This window comes from Butyrivibrio sp. WCD2001 (genome assembly GCF_000424485.1).
Classification (GTDB): Bacteria; Bacillota; Clostridia; order Lachnospirales; family Lachnospiraceae; genus Butyrivibrio.
In genome coordinates this window covers 46166-70542 of sequence record NZ_AUJZ01000011.1, presented here as the reverse complement: position 1 = coordinate 70542, position 24377 = coordinate 46166, and the positions used below count along the sequence as shown (strand labels likewise).

23 protein-coding genes are annotated in these 24377 nt (G+C 43.1%); 21 read left to right on the top strand and 2 right to left on the bottom strand.

What is annotated here, in order from left to right:
* Positions 1-444 (bottom strand): GNAT family N-acetyltransferase, encoded by a 444-nt coding sequence (locus tag G630_RS0111090; protein ID WP_242829929.1) that lies wholly within the window; start codon positions 442-444, stop codon positions 1-3.
* Positions 445-625: 181 nt separating this feature from the next.
* Here G630_RS0111090 and G630_RS0111085 point away from each other — a divergent pair, with 181 nt between their 5' ends.
* The 13 genes from G630_RS0111085 to G630_RS24660 all read left to right on the top strand — a co-directional run bounded on the left by G630_RS0111085 (position 626) and on the right by G630_RS24660 (position 12251).
* Complete coding sequence (locus tag G630_RS0111085; RefSeq protein WP_026498598.1) at positions 626-1489, top strand: Rpn family recombination-promoting nuclease/putative transposase; 864 nt, start codon at positions 626-628, stop codon at positions 1487-1489.
* Between the two features lie 96 nt (positions 1490-1585).
* Entirely contained in the window at positions 1586-2479 is an 894-nt protein-coding gene (locus tag G630_RS0111080; protein WP_044959156.1) for a DMT family transporter, read from the top strand.
* Positions 2469-3038, top strand: coding sequence for a chromate transporter (locus tag G630_RS0111075; RefSeq protein ID WP_022762796.1), 570 nt, complete (start codon positions 2469-2471; stop codon positions 3036-3038). Before G630_RS0111080 ends, G630_RS0111075 begins: the two co-directional genes overlap by 11 nt.
* Positions 3035-3592 carry a chromate transporter gene (locus G630_RS0111070; protein WP_026498595.1) on the top strand — a complete coding sequence of 186 codons (558 nt, stop codon included), beginning with the start codon at positions 3035-3037 and terminating at the stop codon, positions 3590-3592. Before G630_RS0111075 ends, G630_RS0111070 begins: the two co-directional genes overlap by 4 nt.
* A 58-nt stretch (positions 3593-3650) precedes the next feature.
* Complete coding sequence (locus tag G630_RS0111065; RefSeq protein ID WP_026498594.1) at positions 3651-5018, top strand: hypothetical protein; 1368 nt, start codon at positions 3651-3653, stop codon at positions 5016-5018.
* Positions 5019-5048: 30 nt separating this feature from the next.
* Positions 5049-5633: a J domain-containing protein gene (locus G630_RS0111060; protein WP_026498593.1), complete on the top strand. Its 585-nt coding sequence runs from the start codon at positions 5049-5051 to the stop codon at positions 5631-5633.
* A gap of 57 nt (positions 5634-5690) precedes the next feature.
* Positions 5691-5936 (top strand): hypothetical protein, encoded by a 246-nt coding sequence (locus G630_RS0111055; RefSeq protein ID WP_155831970.1) that lies wholly within the window; start codon positions 5691-5693, stop codon positions 5934-5936.
* A gap of 49 nt (positions 5937-5985) precedes the next feature.
* The gene (locus tag G630_RS0111050) at positions 5986-6468 is read left to right on the top strand and encodes a flavodoxin family protein (protein WP_022762792.1); all 483 of its coding nucleotides are present in this window, start codon (positions 5986-5988) and stop codon (positions 6466-6468) included.
* A 48-nt stretch (positions 6469-6516) separates the two neighbouring features.
* Positions 6517-7512 (top strand): DUF4003 family protein, encoded by a 996-nt coding sequence (locus G630_RS0111045; RefSeq protein WP_026498591.1) that lies wholly within the window; start codon positions 6517-6519, stop codon positions 7510-7512.
* Positions 7513-7525: 13 nt separating this feature from the next.
* A complete protein-coding gene (locus tag G630_RS0111040) occupies positions 7526-7759 on the top strand; it encodes a hypothetical protein (RefSeq protein WP_022762790.1) in 234 nt (77 codons plus the stop codon).
* Positions 7760-7955: 196 nt separating this feature from the next.
* Positions 7956-8648, top strand: a complete 693-nt coding sequence (locus G630_RS0111035) for an SGNH/GDSL hydrolase family protein (RefSeq protein ID WP_026498590.1) — start codon at positions 7956-7958, stop codon at positions 8646-8648.
* A gap of 127 nt (positions 8649-8775) precedes the next feature.
* Positions 8776-11163 carry a glycoside hydrolase family 95 protein gene (locus G630_RS21560; protein WP_196805781.1) on the top strand — a complete coding sequence of 796 codons (2388 nt, stop codon included), beginning with the start codon at positions 8776-8778 and terminating at the stop codon, positions 11161-11163.
* A 929-nt stretch (positions 11164-12092) separates the two neighbouring features.
* Positions 12093-12251, top strand: coding sequence for a hypothetical protein (locus tag G630_RS24660; protein WP_155829357.1), 159 nt, complete (start codon positions 12093-12095; stop codon positions 12249-12251).
* A 56-nt stretch (positions 12252-12307) separates the two neighbouring features.
* On the opposite strand, the gene G630_RS0111015 is transcribed toward G630_RS24660, so the two are convergent.
* The gene (locus G630_RS0111015; protein WP_022763264.1) at positions 12308-13060 is read right to left on the bottom strand and encodes a metallophosphoesterase; all 753 of its coding nucleotides are present in this window, start codon (positions 13058-13060) and stop codon (positions 12308-12310) included.
* Positions 13061-13179: 119 nt separating this feature from the next.
* Between G630_RS0111015 and G630_RS0111010 the strand changes: the two genes are divergently transcribed.
* The 8 genes from G630_RS0111010 (at position 13180) to G630_RS0110975 (ending at position 24360) form a co-directional block, all read left to right on the top strand.
* Complete coding sequence (locus tag G630_RS0111010; RefSeq protein ID WP_022763265.1) at positions 13180-13857, top strand: hypothetical protein; 678 nt, start codon at positions 13180-13182, stop codon at positions 13855-13857.
* Between the two features lie 17 nt (positions 13858-13874).
* A complete protein-coding gene (locus G630_RS0111005) occupies positions 13875-15077 on the top strand; it encodes a macro domain-containing protein (RefSeq protein WP_022763266.1) in 1203 nt (400 codons plus the stop codon).
* Positions 15078-15230: 153 nt separating this feature from the next.
* On the top strand, positions 15231-15905 hold the full coding sequence (locus tag G630_RS0111000) for a vWA domain-containing protein (RefSeq protein ID WP_026498589.1): 675 nt from the start codon (positions 15231-15233) through the stop codon (positions 15903-15905).
* A gap of 170 nt (positions 15906-16075) precedes the next feature.
* The gene (locus G630_RS25950; protein WP_081646804.1) at positions 16076-16381 is read left to right on the top strand and encodes a PspC domain-containing protein; all 306 of its coding nucleotides are present in this window, start codon (positions 16076-16078) and stop codon (positions 16379-16381) included.
* A gap of 54 nt (positions 16382-16435) precedes the next feature.
* Positions 16436-16825: a DUF4342 domain-containing protein gene (locus tag G630_RS21550; protein WP_022763268.1), complete on the top strand. Its 390-nt coding sequence runs from the start codon at positions 16436-16438 to the stop codon at positions 16823-16825.
* 202 nt (positions 16826-17027) lie between these two features.
* The gene (locus G630_RS0110985; protein WP_026498588.1) at positions 17028-19085 is read left to right on the top strand and encodes a response regulator; all 2058 of its coding nucleotides are present in this window, start codon (positions 17028-17030) and stop codon (positions 19083-19085) included.
* Positions 19082-22231, top strand: a complete 3150-nt coding sequence (locus G630_RS21545) for a DegV family protein (protein WP_049946175.1) — start codon at positions 19082-19084, stop codon at positions 22229-22231. Before G630_RS0110985 ends, G630_RS21545 begins: the two co-directional genes overlap by 4 nt.
* Entirely contained in the window at positions 22231-24360 is a 2130-nt protein-coding gene (locus tag G630_RS0110975) for a sensor domain-containing diguanylate cyclase (RefSeq protein ID WP_026498587.1), read from the top strand. Before G630_RS21545 ends, G630_RS0110975 begins: the two co-directional genes overlap by 1 nt.
* The last annotated feature ends 17 nt before the right edge of the window (positions 24361-24377 follow it).

The window sequence follows — 24377 nt, the reverse complement described above, 5'->3', positions numbered from 1 at the left end:
TTACTCTTCCAAAAATTTCCCCATCATTACGAAATTTTTGGTCTCATAATAAGACAATTTTGAATAAAAATGTTTGTGTTTCTCATCGTTCACACTGTTTAGTTCTATGATAGAAGCGCCATTTTTACGGACTTCTTGTTCCAGGATTTTTAGGAAGTCGGTACCATATCCTTTTCCCTGAAAGCCCTTAAATATAACAATCTCATCAAGAAAGTAGCCTCTTATATCATCAAATTCCTTGAAGTAACCCATTAAATATCCGGTAATGCAATTATTGTCATCAATCTGAACCATGCACATGGAGTCTTCCATAGTAAGTACCTGGTGGATTCTTTTGTATGCCTTTTCATATGTCCAACAGCAATCTTCCACCGTGTTATAGTATTCAATGTTCTTTTCTACTACGTATGCCAAATCCTGTTCTGCCATTAGTCTGTAATTCATGATTTACCTGCCTGATATGTATTTATCTTTTAAATCGACCAGGATAATCTTATCACAGCTTATACGGTCCTGTTTAGTCAATAATAATTTCTGCATTGCTGTACGAGTTATAGTACACGTCAGAGAGTATTCTGAGTATATTGCTGAGGGGGATAGAAAGTAATAGTAGGAGAAATGTAGAATGGCCGAAAAAGACATGACTGAAAAAACACTGGAGGAGCTGAACGATGTTTTTGCTGATATGGTGAATGCGCTGTTGTTCGATGGGGATAGTGTGATCACGGAAGACGCTCTTTCAGAATCAAATCCGTACAGCAATTATACTGCTAATGGGAAAATACGGGAGCAAGAGAGGGATGTGGTAAAGTATTGGGATAATAACATGCTGCATATTGCGAAGGTTGGATTTGAAAATGAGACAACCGAGGATGCGGATATGCCGCTCAGAGTACTTAGCTATGACGGTGCAGCATATAGGAGTCAGTTCTCTCCACAAAATAACGATTCAAGATTTGCGGTTGCCACTATTGTGTTATACTTTGGGTATAAGAAGAGATGGACGGCGGCAAAAAGTATATACGAGAGGGTGAAGGTACCGGACAGGCTAAGGCCTTTCGTACCTGATTATCCTATAAATCTGTTTGAAATAGCATATCTGACTGATGAGCAGGTTTCGAAGTTTAAGAGTGATTTTTGGTTTGTAGCAGACTATTTTGTTCAGATGAGGAAGACGGGTAAATATATTCCTCCGACGGACAAAATTAAACATGTATCAGAGCTGCTGGGATTAATGTCAGCACTGACCGATGACAGGAGATTTGTAGAAGTGGCAGAGGATGTTAAAAAGAAGGAGAATCACAATATGTGTACAGTATTAGATGAAATTGTTGCAAAGGGAAAAGCAGAGGGAAAAGCCGAGGAAAGAGAAGAAATACAAGATGTTTATAGTTGGCTTTTTAGCTTAGGAAGAGGCGCAGATGTTGAGAAGGCAACTAAGGATGAGGATTTTTATCAGAAGATGCTTGAGGAGTACAAAAATAGATAATAAGAAACGAGGCTGGCGTTATTGCCAGCCTTTTGTAGTTACTGTATTGTAATTTATGGCAGCGCGCTAATATCAAAGGATGAAATAGAAAAGAAAATGAAGTTTGGGGCAATTAGTAATAAATCAAAAGGTATTATCTGCATTTTGTTTGCGGCGTTGGGATTTTCACTGATGACTTTCTTTGTGAGAATATCAGGAGATGTTCCGACTATGGAGAAGGCATTTTTCAGAAATGCTGTTGCCATTGTTGTATCGCTTTTTTTGCTCATTAGATCAGGAGAAAAAATCAGGATAAAGAAAAACTGTGCGGGGGATATTTTCTTCAGATGTCTGTTTGGCACAAGTGGTCTTATAGCAAATTTTTATGCAATTGATAAGCTGAATATAGCGGATGCAAATATGCTGAATAAGCTATCTCCGTTTTTCGCAATTTTGATTTCGATTCCAATACTTAGGGAGAAACCGAAAAAGGTAGATATTTTGGCAGTCATAATTGCATTTTTTGGTGCGATGTTAATAGTTAGACCATCCGGTAGCAATATGCAGCTTGTGCCTGCACTTATAGGTTTGTATGGAGGCTTCGGTGCGGGAACGGCATATGTTTTTGTTCGGAGATTAGGAAAAAAGGGGGAGCGAACCCCCATAATTGTATTCTGCTTTTCTCTGTTCTCAACTCTTGTGACGATTCCCTTTATTGCGATGGATTTTGTCATGCTAAAACCATGGCAGCTACTATGTCTGATTATGGCCGGGCTATCAGCGACAGTGGGACAGTTTGGCATAACATCTGCATATAAGTTTGCCCCGGCAAAGGAAATTTCAGTATTTGATTATACACAGGTAATATTTGCAGCAATTCTTGGAGTACTGTTTCTCGGAGAACTGCCAACACTATTATCATTCTTGGGATATGCAGTTATTATCGGCGTGGCGATATTTAGATGGAAATATAATCTCAGAAGTGAAGATGGAGGGTATGATGGCCATTGAACTTTTTTTCACTTTTTTAAGAATAGGGCTTTTTACTTTTGGTGGTGGCTATGCCATGATCTCACTTATACAGGATATCTGTGTGGAGAAGAAAAAGTGGATCAGCCATGATGAGATGATGGACATTACAGTTATCGCTGAATCAACGCCCGGTCCGATAGCGATAAACTGTGCTACTTATGTAGGATATAAGAAGCAGGGGATGATAGGAGCTATAGCCGCTACAATCGGAGTAATCCTTCCGTCCTTTATTATTATTTATCTGATCTCGCTCTATCTTGACAGCTTTCTTGAAATAGCATGGATTGCCAGCGCATTTAAAGGAATAAAGATAGCTGTAGGAATACTGATATTGGATGCGGCCCTTAAGATGATAAGGAAAATGCCAAAGAAACCATTTCAGATTTTTGTGTTAATTGCGGCGTTTTTAATTATGATGTCCGTAAACCTTTTTTCAGTAAAGATATCATCAATAACGTTAATGCTTGCTGCAGGTATTTGCAGCCTTATGGCTTTCTGTGTAAGTAAATATATGAACAGGGAGGGACGAAGCTTATGATATATATTGATCTTCTCCTTGGATTTCTGAAAGTGGGGCTGTTTTCTTTTGGCGGAGCGTATGCGGCAATACCGCTTATAAGGGATGTGGTTCTGCATTATGGATGGATTGATGATGAGCAGCTTGCCTATATGATTGCTGTAAGTGAAAGCACTCCCGGACCTATTATGGTTAACATGGCTACGTATGTAGGCAGCATGACAGCCGGAATTCCCGGGGCTTTGATCGCGACTTTTTCAGTAGTTCTTCCTGCGTTTGTAATCATCATACTTATAATGATCATGTTCAAGAGGTTGTTAAAAAATCCCTATGCTCAGGCTGTGCTAAGAGGATTGAAGCCTTGTATTATGGGAATAATTCTGGCAATGGGGATCAGCATGATCGCTCAGAACGTTATTGTTAAGGGAACGTTTTTTTCTCCGGATTTAAAAGCGGCCGTGATATGCTCTGCTCTGGCTGCTGTCTACTTTGGTTCAAGGAAAATTAGAAAGTCCGGGATATCTCCGATAGTACTGATTTGCCTTGCTGCTGTGATGGGTGTGGTAGTGTATTAAGTATTTCAACTTCTTTGTCTATACTGTATGAGAATAATTATGTTAAGAAGGTTGCATTATGTTTAAGTTTTTTGATAAGTTCGGAAATATCCTTTTTCGTACGCTGCAATCACTTGCTACGCTAATAGTGCTTCTTGGTGGCACAGCGATGGGTTTTTTCCTGGCTATATTTTTGTGCATGGGAATTGAAGAATTAACCGGCTCAAAGCTCCTGACAGATATTGCACTTTGGATTCTTTTACCCGTATGTTCACTAGCACCAACGTATTTGATTTATTACAAAGGCAGGCTCCCTCGTAAAAAAAGAACTTCAAATAATGATCGTCTTTATCCGCGTTCATATAATGCATATAGTGTGGAGAAATATGGAGAGTTTCCGCATTTCGGAAAGGTTCTTGGAACTCCAAAGGTGAAAGATATTATAAAAAATGATTCTTTTCACCAATATGTTTTCAAGGATGGAAAAAAGGCATCTCATATTTTTGTTAGCAGCACCGACAAGTGGGTGCGTATTCTTGGCGGATATCTTCCTATAGATCTGATCTGCGGATATAGCAAAAACAATAATAAACTATATACTATCGATGGTGTAACCATTAAACTTCCGATGGCTGCAAGGCTTCCGTTCGTTTATAGGGAATTGGAGAAGTTCTTTAAAGAAAGAGGAGCATACCATGAAGATATGCCTGACGGAGCAGAAAAAGAGTATAGAAATTCTCTTTATTTAGGAGGGAATTTTACACACAGCTTATCCGAGCTTAATTGGGCACACCTTAGATATTTGTGGGAAAAGAACATATTAAACAATAGCAGCAACTACGCAGATAAGATTGCGACACCAAACTATGTACCGGTTCTTGATGATGGAAGCATCAACAAGGAGATTTTTGAAAGAGTTCTTTCCAAGAAGGAGATAAACAGGACCTATGAACTTTTAAAACGTGGGCAGGTTGCTATATCAGAGTATCTTGATTTTAAGAGTTATAAAAATGAGTTTAGCATTTGTAACGGAATAGAGCTTCTCAGGGCTTTAGGCCATCCCAAAAATCTGGAAGGGATAGACTTTTTGTTTGATTGTCTTTGCGACGTAGATGAAGCATTTTTCCTAATGGCTGTGGATCTCCTAAAGACATATCCAAGAGCTGACCGCGAAGAGAAGATTGAGGAGAATGCAAAACTTGCCTTCGAAACCGGTGATGTTCTAAAGCTTGCCGGTGTGCTGTATCTGTCAAAACAATTGGACTATGATTGTAAATATATAAAGCAGATTCGGGAAGAACAGGCAGAAAACGCATCAGTGGAAGAAGCAACGAAGAAGGCTGACGATGCTGTAAAGAAGTTCGAACTTGACGAACAGGCGCTCTTTGGCAGCGGTGAAGTGCAGGAGTTTAATCCAACAGGAGTTGCATACCAGGAACAGGAATAACTTTTATCCCGGCAAAGGAGATATCCGTATATGACTCTGAAAGAAGCGTACAAGATTCTTGGAGCATCAAAAACTGATGATGACAGTGAGATAAAGGCAAAATACAAAAGGCTGCTGTTTTTATATCACCCGGATTCTGCTCCCGGTAAAGAGAGAAATCCGGAGGATGATGAGAAGATACGGCAGGTCATAGAGGCTTATAGGAAGATCAGGGAATCCGAGGGCGAAACCTTTATTGAAAAATATGAGTTTTCCTGGGACGCTTTTGAGAACAGCAAGGCGTTCTCTGAGCGGAATATTTATGTACAGTTCAGGATATACGATGAGGCGCTGCCGCTGTCCAAGATGGCAAGGGGCAGGTTTATATGGGATCCGGATATGGAGGAGTTTTCGCTGTTTTCAAAAAGTGTTCTGGAATCCTGCAAGGAAGTCATGACAGAATATCAGGTTATGCCTGATCCGGAAAGGGTGAAAAACATATTTCATCTTATGATGCAGGAATACGTGCTTCCTGCAGATGCTGCGAGGAAAATCGGCAATAAGCTTCGTGATGATGGCGAAAATGAAGTCTTTCAGTTCACAGGTTTTATTAGTGACGAAGCTTCTAATAGCTGAGCAGCCGCAGTCAATACAGACACACCGCTTAACATCTATCTAAGGGAAGACAGGGCTGTGGCGGAGGAGATGGTTTCGGGAAGGATTCTTGGGAATGTCTCTTTTGATGAGGATGCGTTATACTATGTTATACTGCCGTTGCTTGAGGATCCGGAGATAGAAGTGAGCGCTGCGATAACCGGGATTGATAAGATTAGGTGCGGCAAGACGCGGATTCATGTTGCGATCGCGCTGGCTATTCCGCGGGTGCTTACTGATAAGCCGGTCGTCAATGGCGAACTGATCAAAGGGTTACTGAAGTAATAGATGGAAGAAGATTTTAATAACACGGAAAAAGTAGGAGGGAGGATGTATGAAAAGACTTATTGTTTATTATTCACTTGAAGGAAACACGGAATATATTGCAGAGAAGCTCGCAGAGAACATTGGAGCAGAGACTTTGAAACTCATTCCTAAAAAGAGCTATCACACGAGCGGATTCGCCAAGTTTTTCTGGGGAGGAAAATCTGCTGTTATGGCTGAGAAGCCGGAACTTGAACCTTATGAAGTCGCAGATGATTATGAAGAGATTATCATCGGATTTCCTGTATGGGCAGGCAACATCACACCTCCTATTAGGACGTTTGTCAGTGAAAACGGGCAACTCCTTAAGGGTAAAAGAATCTCTGCCTTCGCATGTCAGAGCGGCGCCGGCGCTGAAAAGGCTTTTTCAAAGCTGAAGGGTATATTGGGGATAGAAGAGTTTTTTGCAACTGCTATTTTCATAGACCCCAAGGATAAGCCCAGCGAAGCGAATACGCTTACGCTTGATGTATTCACAAAGAAGCTAAATTAAGTATAATAAACCAAACACATTGAACGAGACAGAAACGGAGGAGACAGGATGAAAAATATAGTTCAGAAAAGATGTGAGTTACTGGTTGAAAACAGGAATCTTATTCAAGAGGGATTTATGCTTGAGAACAGTCTGTTGAAGGCTGTTGCCGCAGCGGCTTTTGCTGAAAAGGAAAAGACGGTGGACGTGGATTATCTGAAGGAGTGCAGAAGCCTTTTGAGGGATAAACAGGGTGCGCTATCAAGTTTCCGCGGGAATAATGAGCTTATCGTATCAACAAAAATGGCTCTTGGCAGCGATCCCGAGAAATACATTGATGAGGTGATCGAAATATATAAAAAGTTCCAGAAGGGGAAATGTTTTGGATCAACATTCAGGGTACTTGCCGCTATGTCGATCTGTGATGCAGGCAAGTTCTCAGAGGCAGATGCCATTATTGAAAAAACAAATAACCTTTTGGAGGGCATGAGGAAAAAGCATCCTTTCATTGCTACTGATGAAGATACAAGTTTTGCAGTGCTTCTCGCCATGACAGAAAAGAGCGTGGAAGAAATTCTTACGGAACTTGAGGAGGCTTTCGGATATATAAAGAAGAGCTTCTCTTTTCATGATAATGCCGCATATTCACTTACTCAGGTGCTCACGATTTTTGATGGCAGCTACGAGGATAAGAGGGACAAGGTCCTTGAAATTTATAATGCCTTTAAGGCAGCAGGTTTAAAGTATGGAAAAGAATATGAGCTTGCATCCCTGGGAACTTTGATCAACATAAACTTAAGTACCGGTGAACTGGTATCTGAGGTGGCGGAAGCTGCGAAATTCTTTGACGGCAAAAAGGGTTTTGGCATGCTCGATATGAACAAGCAGACGAAGCTTATGCTTGGTGCCATGGTGGTGTCCGGTGCATATTCTGAGAAGAGCACTGTTACAGATGCTTCGGTAACAAGCGGCGCGATTTCAATGATAATCGCAGAACAGACAGCAATGCTTGTTGCGATAATGATTGCATCGTCATCAGCAGCAGCGTCATCTTCTTCAAACTAAACGGAGCAGAGAAATGAGTTCAATTTTAATTAAGGATACAACAAGGGAAGAAAGGGAGCGGATCGTTGCCGAGTCTATCGGCAACGTGAATGGTTCCTGCGATGGCTGCAGCGCCGGGCTCATAGAGATGTACCAGCCATATATCGATGGAGTAAAAGAAATCCGTGAGATAAACATGGAATTCAGGGCACATTATGAGTCAGGCGTTGATGGGCCGGAAAAAGCGGATTGTGGATATAAAATGTGATTATGCTTTATCAGTAAGACTAAGAATATTAAAATCAAATAAGTCACAAAATAAGTGATTCCCGGATACAAGAGATTATATCAATCAAGGTATCCGGGAATTTTATTTTCCCTGCAACATTTTCCCATCCCCGTCTGTATATAAAGCAGAAGATCAAAAATGAAATTGCTGGATTTACAGCGGGAGGAAAAAAGTTATGAAGGAATACAGATTTTTCAAATTCAAAAGATATATTGCAGCTATGCTGTTTTTGGTTATGGCGTTTGGGTTTGCTGCATCGGCGGGAGCAGATTTCTCGATTACGGCTAAGGCTGCTTCAAAAAAGAAGCATATCAGCGCGAGTATAGATAGTAATGTAAAGGTACTTTTCATAGGTGATTCGAGAACAGTAGATATGTTCAGTGCCAAGAGGCATGAGATCAAGGGTGAGGTGCACAACAACATCACTGTATATGCCAAAGACGGTGCGAGCTTCGGCTATATGAAGAACACTTTAAAGAAGGTGAATCTGAGCGATTACGATTTGGTCGTATCCTGGATGGGCGCGAATGATCGCGGTAATTTCAAGAAGTACTCTTCATATTACAAAAAGCTGAACAAGAAAAAGGGTGTGAATCTTGTTCTGTGTACGATTGGCTACTCGGATGATCGAAAGCTCGGAGATATCGGCGATATCCTTTATTACAACAACGGCATTATGCAAAGCTACAATAAAGAGCTGACAAGATGGGCAAAAAAGAATCATGTGAAGACCATTGATTTGTATTCATATACCAAGAATCACATAAGAGCAAGGGACAATAACGGTGTTCACTATGTTCCGAATCCGACGGTTGATCTTTGGAATTACACAGTTAAGCAGATCAGCAAGAAGGTTGAAAACAGATAATTTTATATTGAAAAACAGCTATCCCATTAACATTCCCATTGATATAATCTAAGGGTATGTTAGTGGGATTTCTTTTTATTGAATGGAAAATTTTTCCTTAAAATATGACTGCGGAAGAGAAGAGCTTATGAATGAAAAGATGAGTTTATGGTATGAACAGCCCGCAACTAAGTGGGAAGAAGCCCTCCCTGTGGGAAATGGAAGAATGGGGGCGATGATTAGAGGCGGCGCAGAGCAGGAGATAATTCACCTGAACGAGGACAGTATCTGGAGCGGCGGCCCTGCAAACAGAATCAACAAGGATGCTTTGAAGTATCTGGGAGAAATCAGGAAGCTTATCAGAGAGGGCAGGATTCCAGAAGCGGAGAAGTTATCTCTTATGGCGCTTTCAGGTACGCCCAATTCGGAGCGTTCCTATGAGCCCGCGGGTGAGGTCATAATTAATTTCGAGAAGAGTTCTGATTATAAAAATTTCAGGCGAGAGCTTAATCTTGAAACCGGCATCGCATCGGTTTCCTACGAGAGTGGCGCATCAGTTTTTGGTGAGAACGGCGCTAAGTTTACCAGGCAGTTCATAGCGTCTTTCCCTGATAAGATCATGTGCTATCATCTTGAAGCCGATGAGGGAAAGCTCAGTTTTACCTGCAGGCTCGACAGGTGTAACCACAGGCTGGACAGAGTCTGGGGAAACGGGGATGAGATAGGATTCGAGGTGGTTACAGGCACCGGAATCCCTTTTGCTGTGCGGCTTAAGGCCAGAGTGACCGGCGGATCCGTGGATACCATAGGTGAGCATCTTGTTGTAAAAGACGCTGCCGAGGCGGATCTGCTTATAGATATTCAAACCGGATTCTATAACGAGGACTGGCTCTCTGCCGGGGAGAAGAACTTAGAGCTTGTTAGTGGGAAGAGCTGGGATGAACTTAGGGCTGCTCATGTTGCGGATTACAGGGAGAATTTCCTTGGGCTTTCCCTGGAGCTTGGCTCGGAAAAGGCGAAGGATAAGCGCTCAAATCCAACTGATAAAAGAATTGCCGCTCTTCGAAGCGGTAAGAAGGATCCGGATTTGTTTGCGCTGTATTTCCAGTACGGTAGGTATTTGCTTTTTTCATCAAGCAGGGGAGACTGCCTTCCTGCGAATCTGCAGGGGATATGGAATGCGAGCCTTACTCCGCCCTGGGACAGCAAATTCACGATCAATATCAATACAGAAATGAATTACTGGCTCGCTGAGAGCGGAAATCTGTCGAAGTGCCATTTGCCGTATTTTGGGCTCCTTAGGAGAGTTTGTGAGAACGGCAGGAAAACTGCGAGAGAAATGTATGACTGCAGCGGCTCGGTTGCGCACCACAATACCGATATTTTTGCAGATACGGCGCCGCAGGATCACTATATCCCGGCAAGTTTCTGGGTTATGGGACTTGCGTGGCTCTCAACTCATATCTGGGAGCACTATGTTTTTACGGGGGATAAGGAGTTCCTTGGTGAAAACCTGGACATCATGGCGGAGTGCGTGAGGTTCTTCGATGACTTTTTGATTGAAAATGAGAAGGGCGAGCTTGTGACGTCGCCTTCGGTTTCACCTGAAAATGTCTATATTATGAAGGATGGAACGAGAGGGTGCCTCTGCGAAGGCGCGACAATGGATATTGAGATTCTGATGGAGCTTCTTGGGAATTTCCTGAAGTCCTGTGAGGTGCTGGGAGTAGGTTCTGAGATTGATGGCTCAGGTGAAGAGGCTGATTCTAAGACGGCTGGTAATGGTGAAGCGGCTGATTCTGGAGCACTCGATAGCTGTGAAGCTATAGATTTTAGTGGGGTTGCTGATAGGGCGAGGGTTATCCTTAAGAAGCTGCCTCCGATCAAGATCGGAAAGCACGGACAGATCCAGGAGTGGATGGAGGATTACGATGAGCAGGAGCCCGGACACAGGCATATCTCCCATCTCTATGGGGTATATCCCGGAACCACGATTTCCTATGAGAAGACACCCGAACTTATGAAGGCTGCGAGAGTTACTCTTGAGAGAAGGCTTGCGAATGGCGGTGGTCACACCGGCTGGTCGAGAGCATGGATTATAGGTTTGTGGACGCACTTCCTGGAGGGAGAGAAGGTATACCAGAATCTGGAGGCCCTTCTTAGTAGGAGCACTTTTGATAATATGATGGACAATCATCCGTTGGGAGCGGGAGCTGTGTTCCAGATAGACGGTAATCTTGGCGCGTCAGCTGCGATGCTGGAGATGCTTGTGCAGTCAGGTGATGGCTATGTAAAGTCAGGCGATGACTATGTGAGGTCAGGTAATGGCTATGTGAAACTTCTCCCTGCGCTGCCCAAGGCATTCTCTGAGGGAAGTGTCAGCGGAGTCTGCTTAAGGGGCGGCCTAATGCTGTCAATGACCTGGAAGAACATGAAGGTTACCTCGTGGGATATAACAAGACGCGACGGCGCACCTTTCCCTGAAGGTGAGATCGTGGTATTAGTTAATGGAGCCGAGGAGAGAGTGAGGGTTTGAAGTATTTGGTAGTGGGCATAGGCGATGGGATTGGTAACAGGCATAGATGCTGGGAGTGATGATTACGGTGATGATTAGCTTGGCCTACGAATTCATCTACTTGCGCTTTCGATTTTTCTGTGAAAAATGAATAATGGAAGAAAACACAGATGGCATTTAAGGTTGAATCTGTGCTTTTGAGAATAGTAGTAAGAACACAGATGAAGTACGAGGTATTCATCTGTGAAAATCGTAAAGTTGTTGAAAACACAGATGCCTAGCCAGACCGAATCTGTGTTTATGAAAAGAAATAGAAAAACACAGATGGAGAGTTTTGTATTTATCTGTGGAAATTGAATAATTGTCCAAAACACAGATGCCCAACCGGATTGTGTCTGTGTTTTTGAAGAAGATAGGAAAAACACAGACGGAAGGTATAATATCCATCTGTGTAAATTGAATAATTTCTCAAAACACAGATGCTCAGCCAAAATGAATCTGTGTTTTTTAAAGAAGATTAGAAAACACAGATCCATGGATAAAATCAGGGCGAAAATGCGGACATATATTGTGTGATAATTGTGTGATATTTCCCGGAGTAGAATGTGATCAGAACATAAGACAGGAGCAGCAAAGGCAGCGAGGTTTTACCGGAGCGAAGGCTCATGTCCTGCGGTTCTATTTGAGGGGGAGATATCAAGAGATATCAAATATAAAGCAAGCTCTTTACCACAATGGCGGGTAAAGGGCTTGTTTTTGGTTCACATTCACTAAACAATTGCTATATAATTTGGTATTAGCAACCGATTTTCCATAAAATACGAGCCTGAGCTTACAACGTTTATTGACATACTTGCAAATACATATTCCAAGGTTAATGAATGCCTTGAAAATGGTTCGGGGAGATTCGGGTTCAATGATTACAAATATAACGAAGAAGATTGGGAGATATGGGAAGAACTCGAAGAGTTGTCGAACGATCTGGTAACACATTGAATCTCAATGTCTATGTGAGAGAGGGTATGTCCGATGAAGAGGAGCTGGAAATATTCAAAAAGCTTAATGATGAGCAGGCTGTTAAGGAATATGAAAAATTCCTTTTTGGATAAGGAGACGGCTTGAATTCTATGAATAAAAGCCGCCGCAATATCTTACATTAAGATTATTACTCACACTCCGCAAAGGTGAGTGCGGTCTCGCTCATGTCGTCGAGCTTTAGGCAGATGACTCCGCACTCGTTGTCGGCAAGGAGACTGTGGCCTCTGTAGGCGCAGCCGCCATCAATCAGGGTGATATTTTTTTCGTGGTGAGCGCTAAAGCCGGAGCCTATACCTGCAATTCGCTGAACCGGAACGTGACCGATGATGAACTGCCAGTCGTTTTCTGTATAGTTGGAGACGGGAACGAAAATGTCCGGGCGGTAAGGTGTCATCCAGACAATGTTCCACACTACGGGGTAATCGATTTCCCTAAAAGGAACATCAATATATCCCACATTGTAATAGGAGTGAGTCAGGCAAAAGGTCTTGTCGCTGACCTCAACTAAAGTTGTGAGAACACGGCTGTTTAGCCATTCGAGAAGGGATTGCCGTTCTTCTGTCGGCAATCCTTTATATTGCTCAAAAGTAATTTCTCCGCCATTTGAGAATAACCATAAGGCGGCATCTTTTCCCGGAAAATTGTCAGTAGAGCCATCGGGGGCGACTGCGTTCAGCATCATGAATTCATGGTTGCCGATAAGAAGTTCCATATTCGGCGCATCCTTGATGGTCTGCAGCAGCTTAATTCCGTCGGGGCCTCTGTCTATGGCATCGCCAAGCACGTACATGAAGTCATCCTCTGAAAACCGGATCTTTTCCAGAAGCTTTTGAAAAATGTGATATTGTCCGTGAAGGTCTGAGACAGTATAGGTTGCCATAAATTCTCCTGTGATTTAATAACATACAATTCATATAACATAATACCATTAACTTGGCAGGTATGCTTTGCATTTTTTGTGATATTCTTAATTTATGAAAAAAAGGAACGGAAAAAGGTATGGGCAAAAATATTGTTAGTCTAACGCATATTTCAGAAGTTTTTCTATATGAATATTATGTCCTCGGGGATAACGAATATGAGCTCGCCGCGGAGGATACGGCGGCGCCGCACAAGGAGCGGGCCAGAGAGCTTGCGCAGGAAGGTGATTATAAGAAGGCGCAGCAGGAGTGGGTTCTGGCGCACTTTGAAAACCCGGTGGATATGGAAGCAATTTTGTGGATAATTCAGTGCTGCAAGCAGCTTGGAGATACCGAGGGCGAGTATTCGTACACGACGGATTCCTACAATTTCTGCTGCACGAGGGCAGAGCTGGCGGCTTATTACAGGAACCTTGGCTGGTATTATCTTGAAAAATACTTGCCGGACGTCTCGGCTGCCTGCTACCTTTACAGCAACTATTTTGATAAGACGGAACAAGCCGATGCGGAGATAGCATTTCTTGAGAAAGCTGTAGGAAAGCCGGTAGGGGATAAGAGTCTTGAGGAGATTCAGCAGCTTTTGAAGGACAACAATATCCCGACGGAGGCGAATCCCATTACGCTTGCGCTTTTATATAAAGCGGCCGAAGAGGCGATGGGCGCAGGAAGAGAAGAGCAGGCGATCGACTGTTATAGGATGGTCTATGACCTGACCGGCGATGAAGAGGTTGGGAAAATCCTGAATAATTTAGCTTAAGGAGCATAGGAGGGGATATGCCTTTTAAGATAATTCGTGATGATATAACTAAGATAAAAGCAGATGCGATAGTGAACACCGCAAATCCTGACGTTGCAATCGGAGATGGCGTTGACTATGCGATTTATGAGGCAGCAGGCAGGGATGCGCTTCTTGCGGAGAGGGAGAAAATCGGAGTCCTGGAGCCCGGTGAAGTGGGAGTGACGCCTGCTTTCAATCTTAATGCGAAGTACATCATTCATGTCAGCAGTCCCTGGTGGGAAGGCGGAGATGAGGGAGAACCGGAGCTTTTAAGAAAGTGCTATGATAAGTCACTTCTTGAGGCGGCTGAGAGAGGCTGCAACTCTATAGCATATCCGCTTCTTGCTACGGGGTCCTACAGATTTCCTAAGGAACTTGGGATTAAAATTGCTACCGATGCGTTCAAGGATTTCCTGGAAGAACATGAGATGGAAATAACTCTCGTGGTTTTCGGGGAAGAGGCGTATCGAATCTCGGGAGAGCTATTTGAGGATGTCGACAGCTTTATAAGCGACAGATATGTGGAGGAAGCCGAGAGCGATGAGTATGCCCGCGACTGGAAAATTGAGGCAATCTATACACAGGGTAGTTCTTTCGCGGATGAAGATTTTTCCGAGGAGGAATCTGATGAAGACCTCTATATAGATGATTCCGATGAAGAGTCAATCGATGAAATTATAATCAAAGAGGAATTACCGAAAAAAGACGATAATATTAATCCTATTAAGAAACTCGGCAGCATCTTCAAGAAATCCGATATGGCTGGAGCATCAAAGCTGTCTGCACCTGCGGCGCAGGCGATGCAGATGTCTAGCGAAGCTGCTATGCCGATGATGAGTCTGGAGGATACTTTAAAGAGTATGTACAAGGATTCCTTCGGGGAGCACCTCCAGCAGCTGATAAATAAGAAGGGCCTCAAGAATTCGGAAGTCTACGCTGCGGCCAACATGTCCAAGCAGTATTTTTCAAAGCTTCTTAAGGACAAGGTAAATCCCTCCAAGGAGAAGATGCTAGCACTTGCGGTCGGTCTTCATCTCAACATGGACGAGACCGTGGATTTCCTTCGACTCGCCGGCTACGCGATGTCTCCGATATCACAGACAGACGCAGTGGTGGAGTACTTCATCCGCAAACAAGAATACAACGTAATGCGAATCGACATAGTCCTCTACGAGTACGGCCTCGATCCGCTCTCCTGATCGAAGACAAAATTCCGCGCACCCGGTGGGCAGGCCCCTTGGATGCGCGGAATTTTTTCATGGTCGCCTTCGGGTTGACCATTTTTTTTTTGTCCGAAGGTATTATGTGGTTACAAGAACAGAAAACCAGTAATACAAACGGAGGTAAAGATTATGAGTAAAGGATTAACAGAAATAGTTTATATCTTGGATAGAAGCGGATCGATGTCAGGGCTTGAGGCAGATACAATAGGCGGGTTCAATTCCATGATGGATAAGCAGAAGAAGACCGGAGAGAAGGCGCTGGTTTCTACAGTACTTTTTGATGATGAGTGCGAGGTCCTTCATGACAGAATTCCGATCGACCACATAAAGAAGATGACCGAGAAGCAGTACTACGTTCGCGGATGCACAGCTCTTCTCGATGCAGTGGGCGGAGCGATTCATCACATAGCAACCATTCATAAGTATGCGAGAAAAGAGGACAGACCCGAAAAGACTATTTTCATAATTACAACAGACGGAATGGAGAATGCCAGCAGAAAGTACTCCTACAGCAAGGTTAAGAAGATGATTAAGCAGGAGCAGGAGAAATATGGCTGGGAGTTCATTTTCATCGGAGCAAATATCGATGCTTATGCGGAGGCTGACCGCTTTGGAATCAGGAGAGACAGGACCGCCAATTATGTATGCGACGAGATGGGTACAGCGACAGTATTTGCCGGAGTATCCAAGGCTGTAAGCGCGGTTATGATGGCAGAGGATGACTGCGATATGGAATGCTGCCTTGCTCAGAGCGGTTGGAATGAAGAGATAGACAGGGATTATAAGAAGCGCGGAAGAAAATAATCAGGAAGAAAAATCCCTTTTCACACACAAAAAACTCCAAAAAGGAAAAATATGAAATAATTTTTTGCATTATTTTGAATTTATCTGAAGACATTTGTGGATTATATTCGTTATATAAACAAATGAACAGTTTGGTTTCTGATTCGTAATCAGGAGAAAGGTTGAAAATCATGGGTGGAAAGAGATTATATAAGAGTAACAATCGTAAGATCTGTGGCGTATGCGGCGGCCTTGCAGAGTACTTTGGAATTGATCCTTTTATAGTAAGACTTATCTGGGGCGTTCTCGCATTTGCCTGGGGAACCAGCATTGCAGTTTATATCATACTTGCTTTCATAATGAGCGATGCTCCTGATTACATTGAAGACGGTCATATAAATTTTGAAAACAAGAACATTGAAGAGAAGACCTATGTCAATGCAGAACCGGTCGGTTTCAGAATTAACGACGGAGTTAAGGAAGAAATCTACCGATAATCATAGATGCAAATATATTAAGTTTTGTTAGAGTAGTGCAGAAAGGAGTAACACATGAACATAACACTCGAAGCAATTGAAAAGGTAATGGATCTTACAGGAGTTGAATACAAGACAGCTAAGGAAGCTCTTGAGAAGACAGAAGGCAATGTGGACGAAGCTGTAAAGCTCATCCAGCCTCAGACAAAGGACATCGGTGAGGATGTTAAGAACCTCATGGATAAGCTTAAGAAGACCGTTGAGGAAGGCAATGTTGACAGAATCCAGGTTAAGAAGGATGACGAGATTGTCCTTAGCGTTCCCGTAAACGTAGGAATCATCGGCGGTATCCTCGGACTGGCAGCAGCTCCCTGGGCTCTTATCGCCGGCAGTGTTGCAGCATTCGGTCTTGGCTGCAAGCTTATGGTTGTGAAGAAAGACGGCACAACCAATGAGATCAAGTAAAAACTGAATAGTACCCACTTTTTCCCCGAAGTCTCCGGTCGTTTCTGATCGTAATGCTTCGGGGATTTTTTTGTCTTAAAGAGTTTAATGTTTTTTTCCAAAAACTTAATATTGTGGTAATCAAATGAGATTGTTTGCTATTTATTCGACTTATATAATTAATTGTGGGATTTTGCACAGTTTCTTATGCGGAGATAGCAGAGTGGGAGATAATGAGCGGGTTTCAAAAAAGCATAATGTCGTGATCATCATTATCACCGTCGTAAGTATCGGTGCTTTAATGGAGAGTATTCTGCAGGGATGGGAGTTTTGGATGCCACCCCTTATTATTGTCGGGATTATTGCCTGCTGGGCAATACATGTCAGAAGCCATTTGGAGCCCAGGATTCGGGAAAATATTTTCCTGATATATTGCATGCTGGTGATTTTTTATCATGGCGCGCACAGGAGCAGCCTCTATGATGTGATTGCCTTCTCGGTTCTGGTGATGATTACAGCAACTTTGTTAAAGCGCGAAGAATACCTGGTTTTCTTACTGGTTGAGTTCTTTGCTATCATTTTCATGCAGATAATATGGACAGTGGCCTCCGGAGCCGCTGCGTTCAGTTCTCTCGAATTTCACAAAATCCTTCTCCAGTCGCTGTTAGAGGTATGCTGTTACAGAGCTCTAAGAGCTATCCTTAAGTATGAGCGCTTTGTTGAGGATGAGCTTATTCGTAAGAACAACAATGATGAGACCGAGAGTATAGGCCTCGAGGATTTCCTTGTAAACATATCACACGAACTGAGAACCCCTGTAAATGTTATAAACGGTATAACAAGTCTGATGCTTAAAAAGACGAGGAGTGAGGATGTCCTTATCATCAGGGATGCAGGTGTGCGCCTTTCACTGCAGATCGAGGACATCCAGGATTACAGTGAGATACAAAGAGGGGATTCCAGGCTCGAAGAGGACAGGTATGCCCTGGCGTCTCTCTTGAATGATATAGTTGCCAATTATAATATTCTTGCAAAGAACGATAATATCGAATTTATTATTGATCTTGATCCCAATATGCCAACGCTCCTTCGGGGCGATTCTGTAAAAATTCGAAAAATAATCGATCATCTTCTTGATAATGCCTTTAAGTTCACGGCTGCGGGCGGAGTATATCTCAAAATCACAGGAATAAAAAAAGAATACGGAGTTAATCTCATAATCGAAGTATCCGACACTGGCATAGGCATGGATGAGAAGGATATTGAGAGGATAACCAGAGGCCGCTATCAGGTGAACCAGAGCCGCAACAGGAAAGTTGGCGGTATTGGACTGGGGCTTTCCATAGTGTTTGGTTTTACGCGCCTTATGAAGGGGTTCGTCACCATTGAAAGTCAGAGGAAAAAGGGAACCACGGTGCGTGTCAGTATAGCGCAGGAGGTCCTCGATCCTTCGCCCTGCATGAGTGTTGCGGATAAGAGATTTATCAATATTGTTTTCTATCTGATTCCCAATAAATATAAATATCAGGCTGTCAATGAGTTCTACAAGTCGCTCGGAACCAATTTTGCCACGGGTCTGCGGCTTAATCTTTATGCGGTTCCGAACCTCGCCGAAGCAAAGAAACTCATCGACAAAGGAAAAATCACTCATGTTTTCATAGGGTATGAGGAATATGTCCTTGATCCTGAATACTTTGAGAAAATTGCGCATGAAAACATCACTGTTGCGGTTTCAAAACGCTACGATTTTGAGCGCCCTGATGACAGTGAGATAATCTGGGCAGAAAAACCCGCCAGCGGATATCAGATGCTTCGTGTACTAAACGGGGAGGCCTATTCTTCCAAGCTTCTTCCTGAAGAGGGAAGACCTAAGCTTGACGGGCTTCGCGCGCTTATAGTTGATGACGAACCTATGAACCTGGTTGTTGCCAGCGGACTTTTCAAGGAATACAAGCTTGATATTGAAGTTGCGCACAGCGGAGCAGAAGCTCTTACCATGTATTCGCAGTCTTTCTATGACATCATATTCATGGATCACATGATGCCTGAGATGGATGGAATCGAAGCGATGAAGCAGCTTAGAAGGATTGCTGTACAAAATGGCAAGAATGTATGTGTTATCGCGCTTACGGCAAACGCTATCAGTGGTGCGAGAGAGATGTTCCTGCAGGAAGGCTTTGACGGCTTCATAAGCAAACCGATAAATCTTAATACGTTTGAGCGTGTTATGAACAACCTTTTGAAAAGCGGGACTCTTCAGGGTAAAGGAGGTGCAAGATGAGATTACGCTTCCTTAACCGATTGATACGTCTTTTAAAGAGCCCTGAGCTCGGCTTCAGAGAGAGGGTTTTTGTGCTCCTTACCATTGTTACGGAGTTCTTCATTATCCTGGGACTTATAGGGGATATAGTTTTTAATGAGAATATTATTGAGACTATTACCGTAGCCATAGTAGCGGTATTGATTCCTGTCATCACATTTTCGTCAGTAAAACTGAAAAAGATAAAAACAGCAACAAGAATTATTGTCGTGGGACTTGTTCTGATACTCCTTCCTATCCTGTTTTTCTTTGGAGGCGGAGTTACGGGAGGCGGCGTGCAGTGGATAGTCTTTGCTTACCTGTACACCGGTCTTGTAATCAGCGGAAAATGGAGGCCGCTGATGGTCGCAATTTTGACTATTGAGACCTGTCTTTTCTACCTGAACGGATATTTTCGCCCTGAACTTGTCGGCAAACATAATGAGCGTATGTTTTACATTGATTCTCTGATATCGCTGATATTGGTGGGGCTTATCTGCTGTGCCATGGTGTGGTTCGAAGAATGGCTTCTTATGGAGGAAAACAATAAGGCGCGTGATGAGACCAAGAAGGTTGAGGAATTAAACCGCGCGCAGAACCGCTTTTTCTCAAGCATGAGTCATGAGATCAGAACACCCATCAACTCAATCCTTGGTCTTAACGAGATAATCCTTCGTCAGGAGGATGCTTCCTCCGAGATAATAAAGGATGCCGAGAATATCCAGGGGGCGGGCAGAATGCTGCTGGCTCTTGTGAATGATATTCTGGATTTTTCAAAGATAGAAGCCGGAAAGATGGACATAGTTCCCGTCAACTACAGTATGGAAACGATGCTGTCGGAAATCGTGGGAATGATATGGATGCGTGCGGAGGAAAAGGGGCTTGAACTCAAGGTCCAGGTTGATCCTTCGATTCCTGCGGAATACTTCGGCGATGAGATGCGTATCAAACAGATACTCATAAATATCCTGAACAATGCAGTTAAATATACAAAGCAGGGATCCGTGACACTTACGGTGGAGAAGGAGGAAGTAAGGGATAATCAGATACTTCTTGTGTTCTCTGTGACTGATACCGGAATGGGTATTAAGCAGGATGAAATACCCTATCTTTTTGATGCCTTCCACAGAATTGATGAGGAGAAAAACAGCAAGATAGAGGGTACCGGACTTGGCCTTTCAATCGTTAAGCAGCTGGTAGAGCTGATGGGCGGTAGGATAACCGTCAACAGCGTCTATACGCAAGGGTCGACTTTCATGGTTGCTCTGTGGCAGCAGGTGGCAAGAAAAGATGCCATCGGCGATATAAATATCGTGAAGTTTGTGAACAGGCAGAAGGCAGAGAAATATGTTCCCGACTTTACAGCATCCGAAGCGGCAATCCTTATTGTTGATGACAATGAGATGAACCTGGAGGTGGAAAAGAAGCTTCTTACCGATACGCAGATCACTATACATACTGCAATAAGCGGACAGGAAGCTCTGTCAATGACTCTGAATTACAAGTATGATCTGATACTCATGGATCATCTTATGCCTGAGATGGACGGTATTGAATGTCTCCAGCTTATAAGAAATCAGGATAGCGGACTGAATCGCAACGTTCCTGTTATTGTTCTTACGGCAAATGCGGACAGTGAGAACAGAGAACTGTATGATCGAAGTGGTTTCGATGATTATCTGGTAAAACCGGTGACCGGCCAGCAGCTTGAGGATATGCTTCTTAGGCATCTTCCCGAGATTAAGATAAACAGAACCGAGGGCAGCAGCAGTACCGGAGCACGGATGAATACTACAAGCGGTTATAGTAAAAAACTGCCGGTTGCAATTTGCACAAGCTCTATGTGCGACCTTCCGGCGAAGTTTATAAATGAAAAAAATCTGGATATAATTCCGTTCTCTATTATTGCGGACGGAAAGAGTTACCGTGACCGGGTAGAAGCAAGTACCGACGATCTTGTTCACTATATGCAGGAGGATGTGGAATTCAACTCTTCGCCGCCGTCGGTGGAGGAATTTGAGAGCTTCTTCGGACGCGTTATGAAAAAAGCACATCAGATCATATATCTGACGCTTGCTCCGGGCTTTAGCGATGAATACAGAAATGCCAAAACTGCGGCAAGAGCGTATGAAAATGTTATCATTTTTAACTCCGGAAATAACTCATGTGCTCTCGGATTGCTGGTGCTTCTGGCTCAGAGAAGGGCTATGCAGGGAAGACCAACCGATAAAATCCTGGAGGAACTTAAAAAAGCAAGAGATAACATCAGTTGTACCTTTATTACCACCGATGCCGGATTCATGGTGAAGAGAGGCATAATCGGCAGAAATCTTTATGGTGTCATGAGTACCTTCAATTTGAAGCCCGTAATCCGCATCAGGGATAACAGGGTAACCATTTGGCGGCTTTTCATGGGTGAAAAAGAGAGCTGTTATATCAAATACATAGATCATGTTCTGAACAGGTTTGAGAATCCCGATACCGATCTGATTTTTGTAGAGTATATAAATCTCACGGAAGATGAGAAGGAGTTAATAAGGCAGAGAATCCACAAGAGAATTCATTTTGAGCATATCATTTTCCAGAAGGTATGCTCAGTTATGACGCTGAACTGCGGCATGGGAGCAATCGGTTTGTCTTACCTGGAAAGAGGTGAGGCGCCTTATGATCTTAGCATGATGCTCTCGGGGGATGTTGTCGATGACAGTGAAGTTTCGTATGTGAATGATGAATCAATCGGTGATGAAAAAGAAAAAAGTGTTGACGAGAAGTGGTATGAGCATGTACCCGGACTGGAATATGAGAAGGCGCTGGAAGCTGCCGGGTCCAAGGCAACCTTCCTTGCAGTGCTTAAGATGTTCTATGAAGGGATCGACAAGAAAGCCTCTGAGCTTGAGAAATGCTATCTGGCTAAGGATTATGACAATTATATTATTAACGTCAATAACCTGAAAAATTCTGCCAGAACCGTAGGCGCTAAGAAGCTTGGAGAGCTTGCACTTGAGCTTGAAAATGCTGCGAAAGCGGGAGATGTTGATTTTATAAAACAGAATAACGGAAGGCTTCTTACGGATTACAGAGATTATATTAAGTTACTTAAGAGCATCGATGAAATGAAGGATATTTGATGAAAAAGGATAAAGATATCATAAAAAGTGTATACTGGCTCCTATTCGGTTTCATAATGATGCTGATCTTTGTTATGGTGCCCATAAGATCCGATATTTTTACTTCTGGTTATACGGAGCAGCCGATTAATTTTTCGGAAAACTGGAGAATGGGCGGACAAAAGATTGCTCATATTCAGTCTGTTATGGCAGGTGAACACGGCGGAGAAGTTATTTTCGAAAAAGGGCTTCCCTCAAGACTTACCGAGAAGGATTCTCTTTGCTTTGAATCCCAGAATACCAATCTGTCGGTTTTCCTGGATAACGTGGAGATATATAAATTCACCAGTACTTCCAACCTGACAGGTACAAGTACCGGTATTGTTTTTCATGAAGTGGGACTGGGTTCGCTGAACGTGAGGAAAACCATAAAGATTGTGAGTTCGTGCTGCTACGAAGGACAAAAGACCGGCAGAATTATGAATGTATACATATGTCCGCCGTCGGATTATATGCGCCTGATGTTTCATCGTATGCTGGTGCCATGCCTTTTGTGTGTACTTATGATCCTCTTTGGATTGATACAGATACTTGTGTACTTTTCGGTCATTGATAAGAGTACACTTCCCTTCAATATACTTGCTCTTGGAACGACTTCGCTTATAGCGGGAACCTGGCTTTTCATCGATACGAATATCATGCAGCTTCTGACGGGGGCGATTTATGCGTGGCGCGATATGAGTAAGACTCTGCCTTTTTGGGTGGGGTATCCCCTGGTTACTTTCTTTAATTCAACCACGGTAAAAAAGAGTTCGATTTATCATCATCTAAGCTTCTGGCTTTCAATGATATTTGAGCTGAGTATTATAAGCGCCAGGTATCTTTTTAATCTGGATATGGCCTATTCTTTTTCACTTTTCCTGATTCCATACTTTATTCTGATAATGGGAATCATGGTTATCATAGCCATTGACAATGCGAATTATTGCAGAATTAAAGGAATTGTCGTCAAAATCAGGGATATATATTTTGTGCTCATCCTGCTGCTTGTCTGCGGTCTTGTGGATCTTGTGAGAGATTATACCGCTCAGATTCAGACGGATGTGCAGGGGCTTTATACCAGGGCAGGAATGGTCATTCTGATCGCCTATATGATGTTCAGGTTTCTCAAATGGTGGACGAAGGATCATGCACAGATTCAGAGGGAGCGCTTCATTAACCATGCTCTTCAGTACGCTCTGTCTTCGGATTCTCCCGAGAATAACATAAAGGCAATGCTCGATTTCATGGGAAAAGAGCTTGAAGCAAACAGAATTTTCATTTTTGAAGATCAGAAGACCGGAAAATTCCGCGGCAGCTATGAATGGTGCAGAGAGGGACTTAAGCCTGAATCAATAGAGCTTATCTATTTGCCTTATGACGGCTTTCTGGATAAATTCTATGACACCTATGTGGAGAGCGGGCGAAGGCTCATTGTAAGTGATATACAGCAGGTAAAAGCGTCTGATCCGTACTTTTACGATCTCCTGAAAAACTATAAGGTTGAAAATCTGGTTATAGGTGCGCTGCAGATAAACGGTAAACTCACGGGACTTTGCGGAGTGAGCGGAGCGCCCAGAGAAAAGCTTGTGGATATCGCCGAGATTATCAATCTCATATCCTATTTCCTTGCGCAGCTGATTCTGCAGAGAGAAGAGCAGAAGAGACTGTTCTATTATAATTATAATGATGCTCTGTCGGGTGCGAGAAACCATATGGCGTACAGAAAGTTCATGGAGAGCGGACTGGATATGTCGGCGGCCTTTGGTTATATGCGTGCTGAAATTCTTGGACTTGAAGATATAAACAGAGAAAAGGGGTACGATGCCGGCGACAGAATGGTTATAGACGTTGCCAAAACTCTTATGGAAATCTTCGGAGAAGCAAATGTCTACAGACTTAACGGCAATGTTTTTGTCTGCTTCGGTTTTGAGACAGAGGAGTCCTATTTTGAAAATGATGTTGAATGTGCAAGACGCATGATTGAGAAGAAGGATATAAAGATAACCATGGGTTCTGCGTACTGTGTTAACGGCACAACGGATATGGAAATAATATTTAATCGTGTAGATGAGTTGTTACAGGAGAACAATAATGGTAATCTGGTATGAGGACTAGCTGAGGGGAG

Excerpts from the sequence above, each read along its gene's own strand:
- G630_RS0111090 (WP_242829929.1), bottom strand. The coding sequence starts at position 444 with ATGAATTACAGACTAATGGCAGAACAGGATTTGGCATACGTAGTAGAA.
- G630_RS0111085 (WP_026498598.1), top strand. The coding sequence starts at position 626 with ATGGCCGAAAAAGACATGACTGAAAAAACACTGGAGGAGCTGAACGAT.
- G630_RS0111080 (WP_044959156.1), top strand. The coding sequence starts at position 1,586 with ATGAAGTTTGGGGCAATTAGTAATAAATCAAAAGGTATTATCTGCATT.
- G630_RS0111075 (WP_022762796.1), top strand. The coding sequence starts at position 2,469 with ATGGCCATTGAACTTTTTTTCACTTTTTTAAGAATAGGGCTTTTTACT.
- G630_RS0111070 (WP_026498595.1), top strand. The coding sequence starts at position 3,035 with ATGATATATATTGATCTTCTCCTTGGATTTCTGAAAGTGGGGCTGTTT.
- G630_RS0111065 (WP_026498594.1), top strand. The coding sequence starts at position 3,651 with ATGTTTAAGTTTTTTGATAAGTTCGGAAATATCCTTTTTCGTACGCTG.
- G630_RS0111060 (WP_026498593.1), top strand. The coding sequence starts at position 5,049 with ATGACTCTGAAAGAAGCGTACAAGATTCTTGGAGCATCAAAAACTGAT.
- G630_RS0111050 (WP_022762792.1), top strand. The coding sequence starts at position 5,986 with ATGAAAAGACTTATTGTTTATTATTCACTTGAAGGAAACACGGAATAT.
- G630_RS0111045 (WP_026498591.1), top strand. The coding sequence starts at position 6,517 with ATGAAAAATATAGTTCAGAAAAGATGTGAGTTACTGGTTGAAAACAGG.
- G630_RS0111040 (WP_022762790.1), top strand. The coding sequence starts at position 7,526 with ATGAGTTCAATTTTAATTAAGGATACAACAAGGGAAGAAAGGGAGCGG.
- G630_RS0111035 (WP_026498590.1), top strand. The coding sequence starts at position 7,956 with ATGAAGGAATACAGATTTTTCAAATTCAAAAGATATATTGCAGCTATG.
- G630_RS21560 (WP_196805781.1), top strand. The coding sequence starts at position 8,776 with ATGAATGAAAAGATGAGTTTATGGTATGAACAGCCCGCAACTAAGTGG.
- G630_RS24660 (WP_155829357.1), top strand. The coding sequence starts at position 12,093 with ATGGGAAGAACTCGAAGAGTTGTCGAACGATCTGGTAACACATTGAAT.
- G630_RS0111015 (WP_022763264.1), bottom strand. The coding sequence starts at position 13,060 with ATGGCAACCTATACTGTCTCAGACCTTCACGGACAATATCACATTTTT.
- G630_RS0111010 (WP_022763265.1), top strand. The coding sequence starts at position 13,180 with ATGGGCAAAAATATTGTTAGTCTAACGCATATTTCAGAAGTTTTTCTA.
- G630_RS0111005 (WP_022763266.1), top strand. The coding sequence starts at position 13,875 with ATGCCTTTTAAGATAATTCGTGATGATATAACTAAGATAAAAGCAGAT.
- G630_RS0111000 (WP_026498589.1), top strand. The coding sequence starts at position 15,231 with ATGAGTAAAGGATTAACAGAAATAGTTTATATCTTGGATAGAAGCGGA.
- G630_RS25950 (WP_081646804.1), top strand. The coding sequence starts at position 16,076 with ATGGGTGGAAAGAGATTATATAAGAGTAACAATCGTAAGATCTGTGGC.
- G630_RS21550 (WP_022763268.1), top strand. The coding sequence starts at position 16,436 with ATGAACATAACACTCGAAGCAATTGAAAAGGTAATGGATCTTACAGGA.
- G630_RS21545 (WP_049946175.1), top strand. The coding sequence starts at position 19,082 with ATGAGATTACGCTTCCTTAACCGATTGATACGTCTTTTAAAGAGCCCT.
- G630_RS0110975 (WP_026498587.1), top strand. The coding sequence starts at position 22,231 with ATGAAAAAGGATAAAGATATCATAAAAAGTGTATACTGGCTCCTATTC.